The following is a 17,476-nucleotide window of genomic DNA, read 5'->3' on the forward strand; positions in this document are numbered from 1 at the left end:
CTCTTGGAGAAGGCACAGCATCGATTTTTTAACGTTTTTACGTTTTATTCTTTCTTGTAAGCCGAACTGCCGTCTATCGCATTAGAAAAACGACCATGCTGCATTGCTTGCCCCGTCCAATCCCTATAAACCGTGTATTCTTCTTCCTCTACTCGATACAGCGGAATGAATTTCATCTCCCGATGCCCTTCTACGGAAAAAGCCAAATCCACCGTTGGAAGCTCAATGAATTTCTCGAGGAGGTTAGAGTCGGTGATATCCTCTTGTAGTCGTTGATGGCCAACCTGAGCAAGTAGAATATTGCCGTACATTACTGCCGAAATATCTTCGGAGCCCTGAAGTGGAACCAGTTTCAGGGCTGCATGGATATCAATATCGATGAAATCGCGATTATTATAGGTATGCTCTACGATGATATAACCGTTGTCCTCCATTACATCGATAGGCGTGCCATTGATTTTAATCCCTTTAATGGCTTGTCTTTTCAGCAACAGTTTAAATGACGTAGGTTCCGTAACTTCGATGACGAGCCTAGAAGTTAGATTGTTAGGAAATTCGCTAGTTTGTGAGATAACCGCTTTCTGCTCTCTCCAAATAACCGTAGAAGAAATAAAAGCATTAAGCAAGATCGTGCCTTCGTTTTTAAACCAGATGTTTTTTTGAAGTTCGCTCATCGCATCAATTCCGGACGCGGTACAACACCAGAAAGAATCATATGGCTCACTAAATTTCTTAATCGCACAATTGCCAAGAGGCTGATGGTACTGTGAGAGGCCCGTTTTCGCACTTGCACTGTTCAAGACGGAATTATATTTCAGCGTCTCCAGATGATCCAGATATTCAACCGCCCCGGACCATTCAAGCAATCGCTCCAAAATTTTCTCCGTATTATGAGCACAGCAACTTTCGCTTTCGCCGCCAGTTAAAGCATCCCCAAGCTTACCGAAGCCTCCCCAATGCTCTGATTTCTCAGAGACACTACCTTGAATATAAGCAGTAGCCTTGGAGCTGCTATTACCGTTGGCGAAGGTCCTTCCTTGCAAAAATTGATAAAAATTTATGGCCATTTCTTTGTATTTCGTTTCACCACTGATCGAAAACCGATGCATAGCTGCAATGACCATGGGAAGATGCGTATTGGCGTGAAGATCTTCAAGGATGTCGTGTCCGGCTTCAAGCCTATCAACAAAGTACATCCTGTCGAACTTGTTAGCCAGCTCGAACAGCCGATCATCCCCTGTCAAATCATATAAAGTATAGATCGTATCTCCTATCCCCCCGAATTCATTCACCGGATTCAATTTTGTACAGCGGAGAATTCCATCGATTTTCCAATAAGAGAGCTTCTCGAATCGCTGATAAACATAAAGGGCTAAGTTAACAGCAAGATGCAATGACTTGGTGTTACCCAAATAGTAATAACAGTCGACTAAACCCTGCATTATTTTGTGTAGGGTATAATAAGGCGCCCATACATTTCTATTTTCCTCAAACTCTAAGATATCCAGCTTTTCTTCTTCGAACGCGCTCAGATATCCGCTTGGTTTGGCGCATAATTCCATCATGTCAACTATCGCGGATGCCTTGCTTTTTAACAGTCCGTCCTGATCGGCAAAAGCTAATTTTGCACAAGCTGAGAGGAAATGTCCCACAAAATGACCTCTCAGACCGCACTCGCCGTCTTCCCAGCCACCTAAGGGTTCAGCATTCGACGGGATAGCCGCATTGATCTTAAAATTATGCATAAGGCGATCCACGTTAAATTCAGATATATACGTTTTTACGAGTGCTCTTCGATAAGCAAATGTTTGGTCAGTAAGCTTGACTTCATCAAGTTTAAAATTGACGAACATCATTGATTCCCCCTCTTTTTCGCGATTGTCTATACTTCTTGCACCCCCCTATTTTAAAGGGGAAAGTCCACGCTTTGAATTCCCTCCATTTGGATTACATATATTATATTTGGGTTTAACAAAGTTATAGACAAAGTACGAGGGGCATCTTACAATTAGCGATACCGCATCAAAATGAAGGGGATTTTTCATGTGCACGAAGTTATTTTACGCTTTGATCAGATACTTAAAATCAAAGAATTTGGATTTCACACGACAAATAACCTGTACACACACCCGAGTCGAATGCTCGACTTTGATGTTTTTCTCTTTGTCGCCGAGGGCCAGATGGAAGTATGGGAAGAAGGGTTGGAGTATATCATTAAAAAAGGGCAGTTCCTCTTTTTAAAAAGTGGAATGTCTCACTGGGGGGAGCCAAAAACGCCTGCAGGCACATCCTGGTATTGGATTCATTTTTTCGGTCATTTAAATTGGGATTGGGATACGTTGCATGATTTGAATAGTAATAAGCTGTTTGCCTCCCCTACCGTCATGGATGTGCAAGAAGATTATCGAAAGTTCATTGCGCTGCCCAAACATGGAGCGCTATCTCAAACTAAAATATTGGAAAATAAACTGGATGCTCTTATTCAATTATTTCATTCCTCCGATCCCTTTCGGGCACTTTCCCTGAGCTTGCAAACCATGGAGCTGTATTTAAAGCTATATCAAGAATCTATGAAAGAACACCCGCCAACCAAATCCGACCGTACGGTTCTGCGAATTATCGATTATCTGGGGAACAAGAATAATTATGAGATCAACTCCAAGGAACTTGCGGCTAGTCTCGATATGAATTACAGCTATCTGTGCGAAATCTTCAAACTGAAAACAGGATCTACAATTCACGGGTACAACGCCCGACTATTCATGAACAAAGCAATCGGACTTATGAAAGATTCCGAGCGCAATGTTTCGGAAATCAGTGATTTGCTTGGATTTAAAAACCCATTTTATTTCAGTAGAGTGTTTCGTAAGATCATGGGTTGCTCGCCATCGGAATACATGAGCCGGATCTATAGAAAATAAACATTCGGTGAAGGTATTTACTTAAAGAGATCCCAATTCCCTTAGCCTTCGTATTTATGGTGTCAAACAACATTATTTCTTCGTCTTCATCTAGGTAATGAAATGCCAAGAATGGTTTGATCACGAATCTAACGTTATATACGTTGTAAGTAAAATAAAAACCCAGCAGGACCAAAGACTGATCCAACTGGGAAATATATTTTCTGTCTCATTTGTTTGTATAAATGTCTCAAAGGGTAATATAATCGGTCTCAATCGTAGATATTACTCATCTCTTAGTAGTTTCAACCGTTTTTGCTTTTAAACTTTATAAGCCCGCATCGCTTTTCTCAATTCTTTCCAGCTCGGCCGTTTACCGTACAGAAGTACGCCGGTCCGGTAGATCTTCGCCGACAGCCAGCCTGCTGCGTATATACTTACAACCAGGATTGCAATCGATACGAGCACCTGCCAGATTGGCGGGCTTGTGAGTCCCACTCGCAGCAGCATAACGAATGGCGAGAAGAACGGGATAAACGAGGTTACCTTTACTAGCATCGTATCCGGAGTTGAAATACTGAACGTCGTGATATAAAAGCCGGCAAGCGACAGCAATGTGATCGGCATAACCGCCTGCCCCAAATCCTCGGTGCGGCTGACGATCGAGCCTACTGCAGCGAATAAGCATGCGTAGACCAAGAAGCCCAATACATAGAATAACAAGCCATATACGAGCAGAGTCGGATCTACTTTCGACAAGTCGATGTCATATTGTTGGAATGCCGAGTTATTATGCGGCAAGTTGATGTTAATGATTACGACAACAACATAAGCCAGGATTTGTGTCAGCCCTACGACGAATATGCCGAATATTTTACCAAACATCTGCTTAAGCGGCGATACACTTGTTACGATGATCTCCATGACACGCGAACTTTTCTCAGCTGTAATTTCGGAGGCGATCATTTGTCCCGAAATCATAATTCCGAAGAACAATAACATCAACAAGAAGGTTACAAAACCGATATCGACCCCTTTCTGGGCTTCGGTCTTGCCTGTACTTGCACCATCTGCCGTAATTTGCAGAGCATTAATAACAACCGGGCTGAGCAGCATTGTCTTCTGTTCTTCGGTTAACCCGCTGTCTTTGAGCACCATCTCTGTCTTCACGACTTGAATGCCTTGTTCAAGAGACTGTCTGGTCTTATCACTCAGTTCTTTCTCGGATTTATAAGTAAGGTCAGGCAGACCAGACTCGTTAACTGAACTGAACACGAGGTAGCCTTTTATGCTCTTATCTGCGACTGCTTCTCTCAAAACTTTCTCATTTTGCTCGGTCGAGCCTGCGTCCGGGAATTCGATCAACTTAATAGCCGGTTTCTCCTGACCTGCATAGGTTTCTCTAAGCTGCTCCGCAATCTTCGTTCCTTCTATTGCTCTAGCATCTATCGCATAACCGATATTTGTCGCTTTACCGCTGCTTTTATCAAACAACGAAATAATATAAGGCAAGTTAGCACCAATGGATAAGATAACAACAAAGATTAAAGTCGTAATTAAAAAAGACTTCCCTTTAAACTTGTTCTTCATTGTAAAGCCAGCTACTGTCCAGAAACTATTCATGCAAATCACCACCTACCGCTTTAATAAAGATTTCGTTTAACGTTGGCTCCATAATTTCGAACTTATTAACAATCGTCTGTTCAAGCGTATGACGTAAAATATTCGCTGCAGCTGCTTCATCCACAATGCCTACTTCATAGCCGTATTCATGCTTTTTTACACCTGTAACTCCGCTGATTCCTTCAAGGCCTGTTACTTCATCTTCCGTTCGCAGGATGACTTTTTCCCGAGGATAACGTTTCTTAATCTCTCTTATACTGCCTTGCAGAACTGGATTCGAGTGATGAAGAATTGTAATGTTCCGGCACAGCTCTTCCACATGCTCCATACGGTGAGTCGAGAACAGCATCGATGTTCCGGAATTCCGAAGCTCCTTAACCGTGGACTTGAGCAATTCAACATTCACCGGATCAAGACCGCTGAAGGCTTCATCCAAAATAACGATTCGAGGACGATGAATAACAGAAGCGATAAACTGGATCTTCTGCTGATTGCCTTTGGACAGCTCCTCGATTCTTTTTCCGTAATATTCCGGCACTTCGAATCGATCAAGCCATTGCTTCAGATTAGCGTCAGCATCATGTTTCGACATCCCGCGCAGCTGCGCAAGGTAGATCAATTGGTCGCTCACCTTCACCCGTGGGTATAACCCGCGCTCTTCCGGCAAATAACCAAGCATGCGGAGCTGCTCTTTCGTATATGGTTTTCCATTGTACAAAATCTTACCTTCGTCCGGATAAATCAGTCCCAGTACCATCCGCATCGTGGTTGTTTTGCCGGCACCATTCGCTCCCAGCAATCCATAAATTTCTCCTTCTTCAACCTGAAAACTAATTCCATTGACCGCTTTTTTATCTCCATACTGTTTATGCACCTGGTCTACTACTAATGGCTTCATCTTTTCTATTCCTCCTAAAAAGAATTATCACACAAACAGCTAAGACTAGCTGTTTGTGATGATTCTTACTTCGAAAGCTTTAGCAAGACTATGATCGGAGCCTCGTCCGTTCCTGCTCTACCAATACAGCTAAAATATCATCTAGTTGCAGCGCCTGCCGATGTGAGATTGTAATGGCTTCCCTCTCGCACCACGCTTCTGCCTCTGGCGCCTGCCGCGTAATTACTCGCAGCATGCCGCCACCCGCTTGCTCAATTCCACATTGTCCCGGCATCGTTTCTGCAATTTTACGATCACCTTGCATATAGAAAGCATGCCAGCTGCCGAACAACTCATCCTTCTCGTATACACCAAGCACCCGCCCATGAATCATAAATACGATATAATCGGCGAGCCGCTTAACTTCTTCAATAATATGAGAAGCCATCAAGATCGTACGGTCACCTGGCTCCATATAGCGGTGCAGCACATCGATCATCGTGCGCCACGCCAGCGGATCAAGCCCAGAGGACGGCTCATCAAGAAGCAGCAGTTCAGGATGATGAGACAATACTAAGGCCAATTCGTATTTGCGCCGCATTCCTTTAGACATCCTGCCCAGCTTGATACCGTCATCTACCTCAAACAGCCTAAGCAGCTCCTGATACCGATTCACATCCCAGTTCGGGTACCACTTCTTCACAAAATCTGTTTTAAAGGAAGCTTTAACTTTATCATCATGCTGGGAGAACATCTCCGGCAAATAACCAACCTTCCCCTTCGTTTGCCAATCCTCCTCACTTGCGATGCTCTCACCGAGCAGCATAATGTCCCCATTATCAGGTTTTAATAGATCGAGGATCAGCCGGAACGTCGAGCTTTTGCCCGAACCATTTGGTCCTACAATGGCGGTCACATAACCTCTCGGTACTTCAAGGTGAATAGGTCCCAGTTGAAAATGCTGGCGTCTGAGCTCCACATCCGTCAAACTTATCGCATGGTCCGTCATCTTCTACCCCCTATATTTTCGCTCAAGTATCTCTTGGAATAGCTGCATCAGCTCTTCCTTCGTACATTGCACAAGCTTACCAGCATCAATAGCTGACTCTATTCCTTCAATAACAGAATCCAGCCGGAAGCGGTCCATCGCATTTTGTTCGATACGGGCTACATAAGTTCCGGTTCCTTGTTTTGTTCGAAGCAGTCCTTCGTTCTCAAGATCCTGATAGACACGCCGTACGGTAATGACACTGCATTTGAGCAGCTGCGCAAGCTCCCGTATAGAGGGTAATAAAGTTCCTTCTTCCAGCTGCCCGCTTACGATCAGTGCTCTTAGTTGCACTTCAATCTGGTAATAGAGCGGTTCCGCACTTTGTTCGTTAATATGAATTGGCAGCCACACAGCTTCACCCTCTTCCAATCAAGAGCTCATCGATATTTTCTTATTTATATAATGACGATGCTTAAGCCGCCTTTTGATAATCTTAAATCCTGTAAACAAAGTGATGATGCAAACAAGGAAAGCTGCTGCCGTATACCACCAATGCCCCTCTTCAAGCTCATTAAGAAGACCTAGCACAATGTTAACTTTTGCAATTCCAATCACCAGACAGATCAATGCAAACACCACAACACTGATATAACAGAACAACGCGTATGCTTTTCCCGTATGTCCAATTTCCCAATATACATAAGTAACTGCCATCGATAACGCATAGAAGTACCAAAATAAAACGAATAAGAGATACGCACCAATGGAAATTTGATCATGCAGACGGTCAACGAGTACATATTGAATGGTGAAAAATACCGTAAGCACCACAGTCAGCACAATAACCAGCTGCATCAATCTGCCTATTACCAGATGAGAGAGTGGAATTGGCAGTGTCCTCCACTCCGCCAGCTTACCTGTGAAGGTGTCTTCCTTCCAGAACTTCATCGTTGTTCGATTCATAACAAATCCGAGACTTGGAAACGTTACGATGAAGACAGTATCCAGTATCCATGGCAGTGCTTTCGCACCATCCTCATCGTTGTATACTGCAGTAGTGATCAAAGAGAGATATAAGCAAAATAAAACGGTAAACACGATTCCAATCCAATCTCTGCTTAGCTCATGTTTCGCAATATGCCAGGCTCCTTGCCGAGTATTCAAATGCCCCTCTCCTTCCGAAGCACAGTCATTATACTGTGTATATCCATAAGCACAGTATACTTACAGAAAGGTTAAGAGTCAACAGAAATTACCAAAACTACATCTAACGATTTTAAAAAAGAATGCCCATCTCTCACATTGAGAGACAGGCATTCTTTTTTTAGCTTTCTCTTAACCAAAAATCGCATCAATCATCGGTTTGGTATGACCGCCTGGATACATCATATAAAGCAAGATGTACACGGCAACACCAGTTATTGCGGTAAAGAACCAAATCACCGAAGTGACTCTTCCCCATTTCCTGTGCTTCGCAAACTTGCTGTTAAAACCTAGCACAAGTGTTGTTATACCGAACCCAGCCGCAACCGTAGCAAGGACGATGTGGAAGATCAGGAAGGTTAAGTAATAGGGCTTCAGATTATCCGGTCCACCCCATTCGGTATTACCGACAATAATCGTCCGAGATGAATAGATAATGAAGAATATAATCGCAGCAATAGCCGCTGCAATCATCACCTTCTTATGTTGATCGAGCTTCCGTTTAATTGCCAGATTCCAGCCGATCGCGACCAGAATCGCGCTTATGACGATAAAGCTCGTACTGATCGTAGGAAAAAGTGTGTACTTGTCCAATGGTTATCCCACCTAAAAAGAATTATCACACGAAAGTCTAGGACTAGACTATTCGTGATGATTCTTACATCGAAAGCATACGCTTAAAGAATTATCACACGAAAGTCTAGGACTAGACTATTCGTGATGATTCTTACATCGAAAGCATACGCTTAAAGAATTATCACATCTGCTATGCTCTATTATACCGTGCCTTTGTTCAAGTTGGGTAACTCAATTGGCGCTTCATTTGTCACATTTGTTACATCGTCATCCTTATGCTCACGTTTGAACCAATGGAAGAAGATATAGGCCAAAATAACGCCGTACATGAACTCTTGCAACAGCTTCATAACGATACCGCCAAGCTGTTGATCCTCTTGTGGAGTTGTAAGAAGATTAAAGAACTGTGGACCAGCAAACTTGTCAAGCAGCACGGATGGATCACCGGTTACGCAATACCCCATCGCCTTCACCCAAGTATCGGGATCACTATACACCGCATACATCGGAGTGCTGGCGAAAATAATAAAGGCACATGCAGGTGTGAGTAATACACCGTTCGCAAATACGTAAGCCATCTTCTTCAGATCAGTCAGTCTATTCCATGCAGGAACAGGGTTCGCAATCTGAGCCCACATTAGCATGGCAGCAACTAATAAGATGAGATAAACAAGTCTGTGAAGCCAAAAATGCGTCATCACATAGTCATTGATAAGCGGTACATGGTACATCGAGAACAGCATATTAAAAGTCAGAATAGAAGCGATTGGATGCATCATAAAACTGAGCTTCTTCCAGCTTTGAGCAGCAAACATTCGCTGCCAGATGTAGCTGGGAATCGAGAGAAGCAGCATAGGCGGCACAATCAAATAAGAGACAGACATATCAATCATATGAAACGTAAACATCATGTGACCCATCAAGTTGAAAGGTCCTCCTTGAACAAGGTAGAACATGATTGCTGCAGCTACGAACATGATCTTTTGCCACATCGTTGCCTTATCTTCCTGTGGTGCATGCTTCTCTCGCCATGGTCCGATCAGATAGAAGTAGAGAATTACAACGGCGATCATGAAGAACATAAACCATGGGGTCCACAACTCTTCAAAGCTGAAATACTGTAAGCCTAGCATTGATGACAGCTCCTTTCAAATATCTGCAAAAGAGGAGGGACCCGAAAACTGGGAACCCTCCTCTTTTCAATTATGCGTTAATGTTACCACCAAGCCCAATACTCGGCCATGATAACACAAGTGAATACGACGAATACGCCGAACAAAATACCGATTATCGCGAAAGTGTGACCGCGATCCTTCATATGCATCCAGAACGCCATCTGTACAAAGACTTGCAAGATTGCGCAGCCGATAAGAATGATGTAGATGAAGTCTTTGTTAATCTCACCGCCGGCAACTGCCGCAAAAGCGATCAGTGTCAGCAGGATTGAGAAGATAAAGGAAATGATGTGTTTCTTAGGTCCTTCGACCTTATGGCGTACCGGACGTTCTTCCTCCGTGGTGTTGGAGAGATTGCTTGCCATGGATTAGCCCACCTTTCCCATCAGGTAAACGACGGTGAAGATAAATACCCAGACAACGTCGATAAAGTGCCAGTAAATGCCGGCCACGTAAGCTTTTGGAGCAGTCGTAACCGTTAGGCCTTTCTTCAACAATTGCCCGATAATAAGCGAGATCCACACGATACCAAACGCTACGTGAGCGCCGTGGAAGCCAACCAGCGTGTAGAACGAGGAACTGAATGCACTCGTTGTAAAGCCATGGCCTTCGTGTACATAGTTCGAGAACTCATAAATCTCAAGACCAAGGAAACCAAGACCAAGAATTACGGTAATGATCAGCCAGCCGATCATCGCTTTAACCTTTTGCATGTGCAGTGCTTGTGTAGCGAATACGCTCGTCAAGCTGGATGTTAAGAGCAAGCCTGTTGCAAGCGCAACGAGCGGAAGCTCGAACAGCTCTTGCGATGTTGGTCCATCCAGCACTTGATCGCGAAGTGCCAGGAACGCTGAGAACAGCGTTCCGAACAATACCGTTTCCGCACCAAGGAATAACCAGAAACCAAGAATCTTATTGCGACCCTCGAGGGTTGCTTTTTCAGGCTCATGAGGCAATTGGCCTTCAGTATGGGAATGTGCACTCATGCTTTTACCCCCTTATCTTGCAGTTCTTCTGGTTCGATATGGAAGCCATGATCGTCGATCAGCGAGCGGATAATCATACATGCGAATGTAATGATCAAACCAATACCGCCTACTACAAATCCTGCTTCAATACCAGCAATTTTACCCCATTCGCCATGGGAGTACATAAGACCAAGACCTGTAATAAACAAGCCAATCGCCATGAACAAAGGCAGAATAGATGGGGATGGCATATGGATTGAACCAATCGGCTCAGCCGGCGTCATTTCCGTATGACCGTCCATTTTTTCTTTCCAGTATGCATCATAACCGCGAACAAGCGGAGTTTGCTTGAAGTTGTATTCTGGAGCTGGCGAAGGAATCGTCCATTCCAAAGTACGTCCATCTTCCCAAGGATCGTTTGCTGCGTTCTTAGGTTTGAATGCAGTAATAACGACGTTCAGAAGGAAGAAAATTGTACCAAGACCCATCAGCATTGCGCCAACTGTACTAATCATGTTCATTTCGTTGAAGCCAAGTCCGTCCAGATAAGTCCAGATCCGGCGAGGCATACCCATCAGACCAAGGAAATGCTGGATGAAGAACGTTAAGTGGAAGCCGATAAAGAATGTCCAGAACGTCAGCTTTGCAAGACCTTCATTCAACATGCGGCCAAACATCTTAGGCCACCAGTAGTGCAAGCCTGAGAATAGACCAAGTACAAGTCCGCCTACGATAACGTAGTGGAAATGCGCAACTACGAAGTATGAATCATGGTACTGGAAGTCCGCAGGAGCAGCAGCCAGCATAACGCCGGTTACACCACCCATTACGAATGTTGGGATAAAGCCAACAGCGAACAGGTTCGCTGCTGTGAATTTAATCGAGCCGCCCCAAAGGGTGAACAGCCAGTTAAAGATCTTGATACCAGTAGGTACAGCGATCAGCATTGTTGCAATGGAGAACAAGCCGTTCGCAACTGGTCCAAGACCTGTTGTGAACATGTGATGCGCCCATACCATGAAGCCAAGGAAGCCGATCAGGATGGTTGCGAATACCATCGAGCTGTAACCGAACAACCGTTTACGTGAGAATGTGCTGACAACCTCGGAAATAACACCGAAGGCCGGCAGGATGAGGATATAAACCTCAGGATGCCCGAAGATCCAGAAAATATGCTCCCAGAGGACTGCGTTACCGCCGCCTGAAGGATCAAAGAAGTTTGCATCAAATACGCGGTCGAACATGAGAGCCGCAAGGCCAACTGTAAGAGCTGGGAATGCGAACAAGATCAGTGCCGAAGTAATGAATACCGACCATGTAAACATCGGCATACGCATGAAGGTCATTCCTGGAGCACGCATATTAATAATCGTTACCAAGAAGTTAATACCACCAACAAGTGTACCAATACCGGCGATCTGCAAACCAAGTACGTAATAGTCCATACCGTGGTCGCCGTTGAAAGTAGAGCCCGAGAGCGGAGCATAAGCTGTCCAGCCACCATCTGGTGCTGCGCCAGTAAACCAGCTTACATTCAGAAGTACTGCTCCAAAAAAGAATGTCCAAAAACCAATTGCGTTTACGAATGGGTACGCAACGTCACGTGCGCCAATCTGCAGCGGCACGATCGCATTCATCAAAGCGAAGATGACTGGCATCGCCGCTAGGAAGATCATTGTTGTACCATGCATCGTAAGCAGCTCGTTATATGTATCCGCACTAACGAAATCATTAAGCGGCTTCCATAGTTGAATCCGAATAAGTAGCGCTTCCAAACCGCCGACAAGGAAGAAAAAACCTCCGGCGATTAAATACAAAATACCGATTTTTTTGTGGTCAACCGTTGTCAGCCAGTCCATCAGGCCGGAGTAACGTTTAACCGCATGTCCATGAGCCAAGGTAGGTACCTCCTTTAATCACCGATGATTATTGTTCGTAGTCGAGTTTAAGTTCCGATAAATATTTCGAAATTCCGTCTAGCTCTTGTTGTGTTAAGTCAACCTTAGGCATAAGTGTGCCAGGTTTTACAGCCGACGGATCTTCTATCCAACGATGCAGGTTGTCATACGTCGAACCTTCATTGGAATATTTCGGATCATCAGTGTTAACGAGGATACCGCCGACAGTCTCACGGCTACCAACACCTGTCAGGTTAGGGAATGCAGGACCGCCTTGATCGCCTACAGCGTGGCAAGTCAAACATTTGCTGACAAAGGCTTCTTTAATAGCTGGGTCGCTTGGAAGCGCAGTCGGAGCCTGCAATGCTGCAGTCCAACGGTCGAACGAAGACTCGTCCACCGATTTTACTTTAAAGTCCATAAGGCCATGCGAAGGTCCGCAAAGCTCAGCACATTTACCTAAGTAAACGCCTTCTTTTGGAGCCGAGAAGTACATAATGTTAACGTTTGCTCCTGGGTTAGCATCGATTTTACCGGCAAGAGACGGAATCCAGAACGAGTGAAGAACGTCTGCTGATTTCGCTTCAATGGAAATTGTCTTGCCTTTAGGAATAACCAATTCCTGCGCAGTCTTAATACCGAGTTCAGGATACTCGAATTCCCACCAATATTGGTGAGCCGTAACGACAACCTTAACCGCATCCGGATCTTTTGTGTGATCCTTTGAGAGGTTAAATACCGATTGAATAGTTGGTACACCAAGGATAATCAAGAGGATAATCGGAATAACTGTCCAAATAATCTCCAGCTTATGGTTACCTTCTACTTGCTTCGGAATCGTCTTGTCGCCAGGACGTCTGCGGAAACGAATAATTACATAGAAAGAAATCGCAAACACGACAACAATCACGATTAACATGATCGAGATCGCCAGCTTCATCAGTCCGAATTGCTCTTCCGCTACAGGACCTTGGGGCCTCAGCGTGGACAGGTCACTCCGTCCGCATGCCGACAGCACGAGCACCATCAAGGCCAGAAGCGGCGTAAGCTTTCTAAAAAACTGCCACCGATTCATCAATAATCAACCCCACTTTTGACGTTTTCGCAGATGCTATCATTTAAGGAATAATGCGGCAAACTGCGTGTTTCACAGATGTTATGACAACTACTGGAACTAAATCACTTTATTAAATATAAAGTTGCTGTACTTATTTGTCAATGTTCCACAGAGAGTTCACAAATTGTTCTCAAAGCTGTCAAAAACCCCGTATTTTCATGGCTTCGCGGGTTTGACAAAGCATTTTCTTACACCGTTTCCCTACCCTACATTGTGCACCAAACCCATGGTCAATTATGTATGGAGGTTGAAGCGTATATTTCATCGTTCCCTACAGAACCTATTCCTATAACCGCCCGAATGGAGGCTGATTTGTCTTGAACAAACGAGTGGCCGGATTATTGATTTCTTGTTTACTAATTAGCATGACTGCAGCGTGTGGCTATGAGAAGCAAATCCAAAGCAGTGACCATGATTATGGCAGCCGTAAAGCCGGTGATGCCAAAATGCTTGGCAGCAAGATGTATGGCACCTCTTCCGCAAACAATCCGTATCAGCACGACAACACCTTTTTCGAATACAGCAACACACTTTCTAATGAAGTATCTAAGCTTGGCGGCGTTGGCTCATCAATTGTCATGCTGACCGACAAGAATGCTTATGTTGGCCTTGCGCTTGACTGGACCGCAGTTGGGACCAAAAGTACAGGCCATACTGACGAGCAGAATCGAAGCGGTTCAAGTGAAGGCGTATACAACCATGATACAGGCAGCCAGCGTTGGGATAATCGCCAGCTGGTTAGTCCGTATAACTCCTTATTTACTGTCAATGATCACAGTATGCTGTCCGATGAGCTTAAACAGACCGTAGCCGTAAAAGTAAGGGAGCTTGCACCTGCTGTTCAAGAAGTCCATATCTCCGCAAATATGGATTTTGTAAATGAACTTAATGAATACGCCAAGCAGGCTTGGATGAATCATTCTCTAACTCCATGGCTGCAAGACTTTAACACCTTGGTGAAGTACCAATTTGCTGGAGGCAATATTATGCCGCAGCAAATTAAAGATTACGAAAATATGCGTGCCAAACACCGTGGCGGGCAGTCTATTATCCCGACAAATTAAATCCGCTCAAGCTTAAACGAAAAAAATCTCTTCCTATTAATATAGTGAAAATGAAAAAGGATCAGGTCGCCATTAGGTCGCCCTGGTCCTTTTTTGATTGTTCTGTATAAGTAATCCGCAGCATACCCCAATGAAGGATAAGACTGACATGCATACATAAAGTGCGGGTCCCCCTATCCAATCAAACAGCCAGCCGCCAACTGTAGAAGATATAATACTTGATATGCCAAACAGCAGCATGGCGAGTATCGTTTGTCCGGTTGCTTTCCACTGCTCTGGGATTAAGGTATATAGATATTGAATAGATGCGGCATAGAACAAGACGAATGATAACCCTTGCAGCAGTTGAAGCCACACTATAGCTACCGGATCATCCCACCAGGCCGACAACGCAAACCTAATGACGTAAACACCTGCGGCAACCGAGATGACCTGGAGCTCTCTGCCCGGTTTGATAAACCGGTGGATCAGAGCAAAGAAGACCACCTCAGCCAGCGTCATAATAAACCAGGCCAGCCCCACCATCCCTACTCCTCCGCCAAGGCTTTGAACATACAGGCCAACATAGCTGTCATTCATCCGATGCGGGATCGCAATTAACAAGACGAGCAGTAGAAACTGTACCGTACGCTTGTCCCGGAAAAAGGGCAGCATATCACGCCAAGCAACTGGCTTCCCTCCTGCAGGTGTTTCGGGTAACGAAATACACAATACCAACGTAATGACTCCATAAGCAGCATACAAATACACGAAGCTGTCCATGCCGTACTGGTCACCAACGTAACCAATTATATAGGAAGCAACGGCATAGCCTAGTGCTCCATACATGCGGATTGAGCCGAAGCTTACCCCACTCTTTTCCGCGAGACGAAAATTCATGCTCTCCGTCAAAGGATCGGCAGGCATTAAGAAAAAGTACATAGCAGCAGTCAAAACAAAAGCCGCAGACAGGAGCGAAACCGAGAATAACAAAATTCCTAGACCAATGGATGCGGTCAGCAGGATCAGCAGAACAACTTTTATCGTTTTATATTTATCGCTGATCATTCCCCATAACGGCTGGGAGATTACGCCGATAATGCTGCCCGTCCCTAATATCATTCCGATCTCTGATGCCGAAATGCCTTTCGCCGCGAAGTACAACGGAAGGAAAGACAAGAACATCGCGAACATCGAGAAATAAAAGAAGTTATAACCTCTAAGCAAATACAGCTTCATACGTTCCATACGTTCCATCCCTTCATTGAACCCATCATACCTTATTTAAATGAAGGAATGAAATAATATGATTGACTCTTAACGAAGTGGAGCAAAGCCGTTAATCTCAGACAAAATCGCATCTGCACGCGCAAGAATATCAGACGTTAAAGTGAGATCAACTGCCTTCAAATTTTCCTCGATTTGTGAAGGACGACTCGAACCAATAATAGCCGAGCTCACTCCGGGCTGGCGAAGCACCCAAGCAAGCGCAAATTGCGACAACGTCGCTCCGATTTCTGCTGCGAGCTGCTCCAGCTGCTGCACACAAGTCAGGACATCATCACGCATATAGCTGTTAATAACAAAGTTCGTCTGTTTATTGGCTGCACGGCTATCCGAGGGAGCAGCTTGACCCGGTTTGTATTTCCCCGTCAATACGCCCTGCGCAAGTGGAGAGAACACAACCTGACCTAATCCTTCACGCTCACTTACCGGCAATACTTCCTTCTCGATATAACGCTCAATCATGTTGTAAATAGGCTGGTTAGACACAAGCGGACGAAGGCCAAGCCGTTTGCCAATTCCAACAGCGTCGGTAATTTGAGCGCCTGTCCATTCGCTAATACCCGCATATAGAATTTTGCCAGAAGCAGCAAGATCATCTAAAGCGCGCAGCGTTTCTTCGACAGGTGTTTCCGGATCATAACGATGGCATTGATACAAATCGATGTAATCAGTACCAAGTCTCTTCAGACTTGCATCACATTGCTCGATAATGTGCTTACGGGATAGTCCACGGTCATTGGGCCCTGCATCCATAGGGAAATATACTTTGGTAGCAAGCACGTAGCTGCTGCGACGATAATCCTTTAGCGCATCCCCCATGACCTTCTCAGCTTCTCCACGATTGTAGGCATTAGCCGTATCAAAGAAATTGATACCGCTCTCATAAGCAAGCCGGATACATTGTCCTGCCGTCTCTTTCTCCGTCGCATCTCCGTATGTGAGCCAGCTGCCTAGTCCGATCTCACTTACTTTAAGGCCGCTGTTCCCAAGTCTTCTATATTTCATCGTCTGTTCATCTCCCCGCCTAGTATCTTTCAAGGCTTAGTGTATGACAGTCCGTATCTTTTTTAAAGTAGTGAATGTTTTTTCAATTTATTATTTCTAATATATATACTATACTAAATGTAGTTATATATCCTTATGTAAGGAAGGGGCTTGAATGAACATGCATGCTGATAATTACGTACCAAAGGAACCTGTCACCATTGAATGCAACATTGAGAAAACGCTGGACGTTATCGGAGGAAAATGGGCTTTTCTTGTAATCAGAGAACTGTTCTGCGGCACAAGGAGATTTGGCGAACTGCAGCGTCTGATTCCGGCTGTTAGTCCACGAGCGCTCACTAGTACCCTTCGCCATCTTGAGGAAAAAGGTGTGCTTGAGCGTCACGTATTTGCGACTGTTCCCGTTACAGTAGAATACACCCTAACACCTAAAGGTGAGGATCTCCATCATATCTTGAAGCAAATGAAGCTTTGGGCCGCAAAGTGGACCTAACAATTTTTGTATTTTCCTTGCTTTTTCTGCCTTATAGATATATACTATAAAAGTTGTGTTATATTTAACCCCTGTATATCCCTCCAAAACAGAAAAATTCAAGATTTCCTCGAATAAGATTTTTCTTTTCTGTTAATTCCAAATCCTTACGTACAGTAAGAACTTTGATTCACACTGGCGCGGTCTAGGAGCCGCAAGGACGGAAGAGAGGCAGGGCTTTCGTTGTTTTAGAGTATGCTTACAAGCTGCTTTGTCCGTTACACAAAGCAATCCAAAAGTATGCGCAAGATAATCATCTCACATTAATCTTGTTGCAAATT

At 44.6% G+C, this 17,476-nt stretch carries 17 protein-coding genes; 3 read left to right on the top strand and 14 right to left on the bottom strand.

All coding sequences use genetic code 11. The annotated features are described in order from the left end of the window. Window positions 1-44 precede the first annotated feature (44 nt). Window positions 45-1,856 carry a beta-L-arabinofuranosidase domain-containing protein gene (locus tag AC0YNT_RS19340; protein ID WP_475806104.1) on the bottom strand — a complete coding sequence of 604 codons (1,812 nt, stop codon included), beginning with the start codon at window positions 1,854-1,856 and terminating at the stop codon, window positions 45-47. A gap of 189 nt (window positions 1,857-2,045) precedes the next feature. Here AC0YNT_RS19340 and AC0YNT_RS19345 point away from each other — a divergent pair, with 189 nt between their 5' ends. Next, the gene (locus tag AC0YNT_RS19345; RefSeq protein ID WP_475806105.1) at window positions 2,046-2,921 is read left to right on the top strand and encodes a helix-turn-helix domain-containing protein; all 876 of its coding nucleotides are present in this window, start codon (window positions 2,046-2,048) and stop codon (window positions 2,919-2,921) included. Window positions 2,922-3,221: 300 nt separating this feature from the next. Here AC0YNT_RS19345 and AC0YNT_RS19350 read toward each other — a convergent pair whose 3' ends face one another. From AC0YNT_RS19350 to coxB, 11 genes are all read right to left on the bottom strand, one after another. After that, on the bottom strand, window positions 3,222-4,523 hold the full coding sequence (locus AC0YNT_RS19350; protein ID WP_475806106.1) for an ABC transporter permease: 1,302 nt from the start codon (window positions 4,521-4,523) through the stop codon (window positions 3,222-3,224). Continuing rightward, on the bottom strand, window positions 4,516-5,421 hold the full coding sequence (locus AC0YNT_RS19355) for an ABC transporter ATP-binding protein (RefSeq protein ID WP_475806107.1): 906 nt from the start codon (window positions 5,419-5,421) through the stop codon (window positions 4,516-4,518). The genes AC0YNT_RS19350 and AC0YNT_RS19355 overlap by 8 nt, the downstream gene beginning before the upstream one ends. A gap of 88 nt (window positions 5,422-5,509) precedes the next feature. Next, window positions 5,510-6,409, bottom strand: a complete 900-nt coding sequence (locus AC0YNT_RS19360; protein ID WP_475806108.1) for an ABC transporter ATP-binding protein — start codon at window positions 6,407-6,409, stop codon at window positions 5,510-5,512. Window positions 6,410-6,412: 3 nt separating this feature from the next. Further along, complete coding sequence (locus AC0YNT_RS19365) at window positions 6,413-6,802, bottom strand: GntR family transcriptional regulator (protein ID WP_475806109.1); 390 nt, start codon at window positions 6,800-6,802, stop codon at window positions 6,413-6,415. An 18-nt stretch (window positions 6,803-6,820) separates the two neighbouring features. Then, complete coding sequence (locus tag AC0YNT_RS19370; protein ID WP_475806110.1) at window positions 6,821-7,555, bottom strand: hypothetical protein; 735 nt, start codon at window positions 7,553-7,555, stop codon at window positions 6,821-6,823. 171 nt (window positions 7,556-7,726) lie between these two features. Next, window positions 7,727-8,188, bottom strand: coding sequence for a DUF420 domain-containing protein (locus tag AC0YNT_RS19375; RefSeq protein ID WP_475806111.1), 462 nt, complete (start codon window positions 8,186-8,188; stop codon window positions 7,727-7,729). A 182-nt stretch (window positions 8,189-8,370) separates the two neighbouring features. Then, complete coding sequence (gene ctaG / locus AC0YNT_RS19380) at window positions 8,371-9,303, bottom strand: cytochrome c oxidase assembly factor CtaG (protein ID WP_475806112.1); 933 nt, start codon at window positions 9,301-9,303, stop codon at window positions 8,371-8,373. Window positions 9,304-9,386: 83 nt separating this feature from the next. Further along, the gene (locus AC0YNT_RS19385; RefSeq protein ID WP_475806113.1) at window positions 9,387-9,710 is read right to left on the bottom strand and encodes a cytochrome C oxidase subunit IV family protein; all 324 of its coding nucleotides are present in this window, start codon (window positions 9,708-9,710) and stop codon (window positions 9,387-9,389) included. A gap of 3 nt (window positions 9,711-9,713) precedes the next feature. After that, the gene (locus AC0YNT_RS19390; RefSeq protein ID WP_475806114.1) at window positions 9,714-10,331 is read right to left on the bottom strand and encodes a cytochrome (ubi)quinol oxidase subunit III; all 618 of its coding nucleotides are present in this window, start codon (window positions 10,329-10,331) and stop codon (window positions 9,714-9,716) included. After that, complete coding sequence (gene ctaD / locus AC0YNT_RS19395; RefSeq protein WP_167279518.1) at window positions 10,328-12,172, bottom strand: cytochrome c oxidase subunit I; 1,845 nt, start codon at window positions 12,170-12,172, stop codon at window positions 10,328-10,330. The genes AC0YNT_RS19390 and ctaD overlap by 4 nt, the downstream gene beginning before the upstream one ends. A 67-nt stretch (window positions 12,173-12,239) precedes the next feature. After that, the gene (gene coxB / locus AC0YNT_RS19400) at window positions 12,240-13,286 is read right to left on the bottom strand and encodes a cytochrome c oxidase subunit II (RefSeq protein WP_475806115.1); all 1,047 of its coding nucleotides are present in this window, start codon (window positions 13,284-13,286) and stop codon (window positions 12,240-12,242) included. Window positions 13,287-13,645: 359 nt separating this feature from the next. Between coxB and AC0YNT_RS19405 the strand changes: the two genes are divergently transcribed. Next, window positions 13,646-14,392, top strand: coding sequence for a hypothetical protein (locus tag AC0YNT_RS19405; RefSeq protein WP_475806116.1), 747 nt, complete (start codon window positions 13,646-13,648; stop codon window positions 14,390-14,392). Between the two features lie 72 nt (window positions 14,393-14,464). Here AC0YNT_RS19405 and AC0YNT_RS19410 read toward each other — a convergent pair whose 3' ends face one another. Together AC0YNT_RS19410 and AC0YNT_RS19415 are read right to left on the bottom strand one after the other, a co-directional pair. After that, entirely contained in the window at window positions 14,465-15,619 is a 1,155-nt protein-coding gene (locus AC0YNT_RS19410; protein WP_475806117.1) for an MFS transporter, read from the bottom strand. Between the two features lie 69 nt (window positions 15,620-15,688). After that, on the bottom strand, window positions 15,689-16,663 hold the full coding sequence (locus AC0YNT_RS19415) for an aldo/keto reductase family protein (RefSeq protein WP_475806118.1): 975 nt from the start codon (window positions 16,661-16,663) through the stop codon (window positions 15,689-15,691). A gap of 154 nt (window positions 16,664-16,817) precedes the next feature. Between AC0YNT_RS19415 and AC0YNT_RS19420 the strand changes: the two genes are divergently transcribed. Next, entirely contained in the window at window positions 16,818-17,156 is a 339-nt protein-coding gene (locus tag AC0YNT_RS19420) for a winged helix-turn-helix transcriptional regulator (RefSeq protein ID WP_167279211.1), read from the top strand. The last annotated feature ends 320 nt before the right edge of the window (window positions 17,157-17,476 follow it).

The sequence above is a fragment of the Paenibacillus sp. J22R56 genome (assembly GCF_056269375.1).

Coding starts and splice junctions, on each gene's coding strand:
- AC0YNT_RS19420 (WP_167279211.1), top strand. CDS start 16,818: ATGAACATGCATGCTGATAATTACGTACCAAAGGAACCTGTCACCATT.
- AC0YNT_RS19410 (WP_475806117.1), bottom strand. CDS start 15,619: ATGGAACGTATGAAGCTGTATTTGCTTAGAGGTTATAACTTCTTTTAT.
- AC0YNT_RS19355 (WP_475806107.1), bottom strand. CDS start 5,421: ATGAAGCCATTAGTAGTAGACCAGGTGCATAAACAGTATGGAGATAAA.
- AC0YNT_RS19390 (WP_475806114.1), bottom strand. CDS start 10,331: ATGAGTGCACATTCCCATACTGAAGGCCAATTGCCTCATGAGCCTGAA.
- AC0YNT_RS19360 (WP_475806108.1), bottom strand. CDS start 6,409: ATGACGGACCATGCGATAAGTTTGACGGATGTGGAGCTCAGACGCCAG.
- coxB (WP_475806115.1), bottom strand. CDS start 13,286: ATGAATCGGTGGCAGTTTTTTAGAAAGCTTACGCCGCTTCTGGCCTTG.
- ctaG (WP_475806112.1), bottom strand. CDS start 9,303: ATGCTAGGCTTACAGTATTTCAGCTTTGAAGAGTTGTGGACCCCATGG.
- AC0YNT_RS19385 (WP_475806113.1), bottom strand. CDS start 9,710: ATGGCAAGCAATCTCTCCAACACCACGGAGGAAGAACGTCCGGTACGC.
- AC0YNT_RS19340 (WP_475806104.1), bottom strand. CDS start 1,856: ATGATGTTCGTCAATTTTAAACTTGATGAAGTCAAGCTTACTGACCAA.
- ctaD (WP_167279518.1), bottom strand. CDS start 12,172: ATGGACTGGCTGACAACGGTTGACCACAAAAAAATCGGTATTTTGTAT.
- AC0YNT_RS19415 (WP_475806118.1), bottom strand. CDS start 16,663: ATGAAATATAGAAGACTTGGGAACAGCGGCCTTAAAGTAAGTGAGATC.
- AC0YNT_RS19350 (WP_475806106.1), bottom strand. CDS start 4,523: ATGAATAGTTTCTGGACAGTAGCTGGCTTTACAATGAAGAACAAGTTT.